This is a genomic window from Siphonobacter sp., from assembly GCF_048595215.1.
Taxonomy (GTDB): Bacteria; Bacteroidota; Bacteroidia; order Cytophagales; family Spirosomataceae; genus Siphonobacter.
The window spans coordinates 1-3,849 of record NZ_JBMDWJ010000158.1 but is presented as its reverse complement, the minus strand read 5'-3'; the positions used below and the strand labels follow the sequence as shown (position 1 = coordinate 3,849).

6 protein-coding genes are annotated in these 3,849 nt (G+C 43.3%); all 6 read left to right on the top strand.

The window, feature by feature from the left end:
- Nucleotides 1–397: hypothetical protein (locus tag ACOJTG_RS09255; RefSeq protein ID WP_420153558.1), on the top strand; the 397-nt coding region annotated here is incomplete at its 5' end.
- A 214-nt stretch (nucleotides 398–611) separates the two neighbouring features.
- Entirely contained in the window at nucleotides 612–971 is a 360-nt protein-coding gene (locus ACOJTG_RS09250) for a hypothetical protein (RefSeq protein WP_420153557.1), read from the top strand.
- A gap of 94 nt (nucleotides 972–1,065) precedes the next feature.
- Nucleotides 1,066–1,293 (top strand): hypothetical protein, encoded by a 228-nt coding sequence (locus ACOJTG_RS09245; RefSeq protein WP_420153556.1) that lies wholly within the window; start codon nucleotides 1,066–1,068, stop codon nucleotides 1,291–1,293.
- A gap of 27 nt (nucleotides 1,294–1,320) precedes the next feature.
- Nucleotides 1,321–1,980: a hypothetical protein gene (locus ACOJTG_RS09240; RefSeq protein WP_420153555.1), complete on the top strand. Its 660-nt coding sequence runs from the start codon at nucleotides 1,321–1,323 to the stop codon at nucleotides 1,978–1,980.
- An 88-nt stretch (nucleotides 1,981–2,068) separates the two neighbouring features.
- On the top strand, nucleotides 2,069–2,404 hold the full coding sequence (locus ACOJTG_RS09235) for a hypothetical protein (RefSeq protein WP_420153554.1): 336 nt from the start codon (nucleotides 2,069–2,071) through the stop codon (nucleotides 2,402–2,404).
- Nucleotides 2,405–2,553: 149 nt separating this feature from the next.
- Entirely contained in the window at nucleotides 2,554–3,537 is a 984-nt protein-coding gene (locus ACOJTG_RS09230; RefSeq protein ID WP_420153553.1) for a hypothetical protein, read from the top strand.
- The last annotated feature ends 312 nt before the right edge of the window (nucleotides 3,538–3,849 follow it).

Here is a 3,849-nt window from a genome sequence, read left to right as displayed (position 1 = left end):
CTTGAAGCAGGGAAGCAAGTTTGCTGAATACCTTTTTCCCGACGGCACGGCCGAAGTAAGTTCTGATGGTTCTGGCGATCCGGCTTTTCAGTCGTATAAGCATACCGTGGAATTCATGCTGGCGGGTTTCTCGAAAGAAGTCCGTAAAGAAGTCAAGAAGAACCTGAATGCAGGGTGCGTGATCATCGTCGAAATGAAGGATGGTCAGTTTGCCGTACTCGGATCTTCCGATGATCCAATTTTCTTGAAATCCAGCTTCAAGGGTGGCAAGAAAGGCAATGATAAGAGAGGTTACACCTTGAAAGGCGATACGGACGGCATGATGTGGGATATTCCTGTACTGACTGCTGAAGCTATTGCTGATCTGGAAGTAACTCCGCTGGAGCCTGTAGCCTAATCCTTTTCAATCACACTTTCCCAAATACCTGAAATGAGCCGCTTAACGAAATACGAACTGGTAAACCTGCCTGAAGGGGGCGTTTCCAAATTTTTGCCCGGTGTAGGGCTAATCCCTCTAAACGAAGAGTGCCTGACCGACGGCCTTGTTGAACACTTCCTGGATGCAGGTATCAGTAAGTATTTCATAAAGCGACCTCTAACCAAAGAACAAAATGGCCAAACAAACCAAATCGGCAGCGAAAGCAGACACGAACACGACTCAGGAAGCTCCAACGACACCAGCAGCGACGGAAATGGCTCAGGAAACTCCAGCAGTACCGGCAGCGACAAGCCTAGCCGAATCGGTAGGGGAAGCCGAACAGGAAAGCCAGACAAAAAAACTGGCCTCAAAACCAGCACCGGAATTGAACCCGAAAACGGAAACGGATAGCCGGGCCGAACGGATAAAAAAAAATGCTCAAATAGAGCTGGCTGCAATGGCTGCTACTTCAGCGGAAAGAGCTAAAATATATACTGAAACGTCTGAAGACAACGAGTCTGACGACGAAGGCGATACGGATAACCAAGAATAATAAAAAGCCTTTGGTGGGAAGTTTGCGTTTGAAAAATCCGGCCGGTTTTTAACGGGTCGGATTTTCGTTTTTCAACCTTCAATAATTTGATCAAATGAATTCTGAAGAAATACCAAGCCTGGTTGCCTACCTTCAGGAAAGCGGTTTTGACCTGGATGAGTTTTCACTACTGTTATCTGAGTACCAGGTTGAACTTTCGCAGTTGGAGCCGTATGCGTTCCGTGATATGGATAGCCCTGACGGTATTCTGACGTACCTGGACCTGGTACAACGCAATGAGACAATTGGCCGAATGCTCCAGCTAATTTCGTCTAAGGGATAAGGGCAATTGCCTGTTTGCTTTGCTTGCATGAATCAGGAAACTTTACAGCAGCAACGCAGACAGGCAAAAGCCAACCTGGAACTGGTTGGGATGGCCTACAAACGCAAACGGGCTACCCTGGCCGAATATGAGAAGGCAAAGGAGGTATACGAGGCTTTGAAGGCCGCTCAACCCGTTCAGGAGAGAATGAGTGCAAAGGCCGTGCAGGAGGCCAAACGCGAAGAATACCGACCTGAAGAAAAGCAGCGTACTCCAGTACTTGAAAACCTAGTCAAAGAAGTACAGCAGGAGCTTTTTCAGATTGACGCTGCTAAACGCAGGCTATCGAATCAACTGGACGCTGTACCAGCTGGGAAAAAGTGCAAAGACTTAGTGGATCAAATCCTGAAGCTTCGCGATGACTGGACCGCAAAGGGGGATGAATTGCGGTACGTGATCGAGCACGGAAAGCGTCCGGAAGTAGAAACGGAAAGCGAGTTTGACCAAGGTGAATTTATCCGTACCCTTCCCCGGGAAAAGCTTGAACTGGACCGCCTGATCCGTAATGAGAAAAGCAATCTTTCCAAGCACCGTAAAAAGCTCAGAGACGCTTCCACGGATGCGAAAAAGGCTCATTATGCCATACAGGTTGCTCAATGTGAAATTCGGATCAGTGCCATGCAGACCACCTTCAATGCCTTGTCATGAAGCTTTCTATTTTGGATCGTATCTTTGTTTACCTAGCCATTGAAACGCTGCTTCTGGTAGGTTTTCACGGCCTTATCTGTTTACTCGCATGAACGTCATTCATTTGATTACTAAGAAGCTCAAGAAAGGGGAACGTAGGGTTTTCTTCCAGATTCATAACGATTCCAAGCAGCCTTTCAAGGGGCAAATTGTCTTGCAGTTGCTATTTTTAGGGGTGCCGGTTTTTTCATCAAAAGGGGAAATGCAGGAAGTTGCTGGGGAATCGTATGGCAATTTCTATGTAGATGTACCTTCACAGGGAGTCCGTTTCACAAAGTTCAAATGGTGGTGGGTAGGCTCGAAAGAGCACTATTTTGGAGAAGGCGTAAATTCAGGCAAAAAAGAAGACTTGATGAAGATTTTTAGAGAACGTTTGAAGGACTAAAAATATACCTTTTAACAGCAGATGATGAAGTCCTCAAGGCTTGTTGCATCTCCCCGGCGTTATTGCTAGGGAATTTTAATTCTTGAGATGAATGTATTCTTTTTTTGATCTAGTAAATTTACGTCAATATATAGTAATCCACTAGCCCTATGCAAGTTAAAGTACTTGGTTCACTCAGTAATTTTGGATTTGAATCTCCATTAGATCAAATAATTTTTCACGATTCTCTTATCACAACTAATGTGATGGAAATATTAGAGGATCTGCCTTCTGACGTTGATGTGTTTGATGCAATTGGATCTATTTTCGGTCAAAAGCTGGTGGAAAATCCAGTAATGTTCTTGATTGGTGATTCATCATGGGCCACTCCATCAAATGATCTTCTGGAGATAAATGCTAAATTTTTCGGTTACCTTCAGTTTATTATAAGCTCCCTGTGGTTTATCAAGGACAATGGTGCATCAGTCACTGAGTGTTATTCAATAACGTTTCCGGATTTTGTCGCTTGTAATAGGAGTGATGTATTATATAGTAATTCTTCTGGGGAGTTCCGACCAACTAAATTTAATAAAGAAGATTTCGATCAAGCCCTACAAATTCTTCCAAAGATTGCAGAGATAAAAAAGATTGAAAATGCAGTTACGCTTCAGCAACCTGAAGGAATGAGTGTAGGTATGCGAGTTGATGAAATGTCTCTATTGCCTTATAATCAATTAGAAAGACTATCTAGGAGCCTTCATTTCTTACACCTTGCACGGTCTACATCTATTCTTCCTCTTAAAATTTCTTTTTATATAGCAATCTTAGAGTGTTTGTTTACAAGTGACAAGACAGAGGTAACTCACAAGGTTACAGAGGCTGCGACTTTATTTGTTGGAGGGGATTTTGAAACAAAAAAGGGAAATTTCGAATTAGTCAAAACCGCTTATGGTATACGATCCTCCTATGTACACGGACAACATTTGGAAAAGAAACATAGCACTAGAGAATTTTTAATGAACATTTCCAATAAAATGGATAGTTTTTTAAGAGAACTCTACAGGAAAGCTATTGATAATCAGGAGCTTTTTAAGCTTTCAGATAAAGATTATCGCCAATATTTCAGAGATATGATCTTAGGGAAACAGAGTTAATACAAATGACAAAAAAGCCCGGTCTGATCCAGATCGGGCTTTATGATTAAATGTCAAATCCCTGTAAACAGGGATATGGTACAAAAGTAGGTATAAGGGTCGTATTACGTCCTGTTTTGTGAAAAAAGGTTGCTGCAACATTGTAGCGACCTTTTTTCATTCAACCATGTCCAAAGCCCTAAGAAAAGAAGCCAAGAAGCTCATGCGGGCCGACGATAGCAAAGTTGGCCGGTTCCTGCAATACTACGCAGGGCAATTGCTACTGGAGCCCGATCCGGATCAGCCTAACAAGGGGTATCTGACCGAAACCGA

Coding starts and splice junctions, on each gene's coding strand:
- ACOJTG_RS09230 (WP_420153553.1), top strand. CDS start 2,554: ATGCAAGTTAAAGTACTTGGTTCACTCAGTAATTTTGGATTTGAATCT.
- ACOJTG_RS09245 (WP_420153556.1), top strand. CDS start 1,066: ATGAATTCTGAAGAAATACCAAGCCTGGTTGCCTACCTTCAGGAAAGC.
- ACOJTG_RS09235 (WP_420153554.1), top strand. CDS start 2,069: ATGAACGTCATTCATTTGATTACTAAGAAGCTCAAGAAAGGGGAACGT.
- ACOJTG_RS09250 (WP_420153557.1), top strand. CDS start 612: ATGGCCAAACAAACCAAATCGGCAGCGAAAGCAGACACGAACACGACT.
- ACOJTG_RS09240 (WP_420153555.1), top strand. CDS start 1,321: ATGAATCAGGAAACTTTACAGCAGCAACGCAGACAGGCAAAAGCCAAC.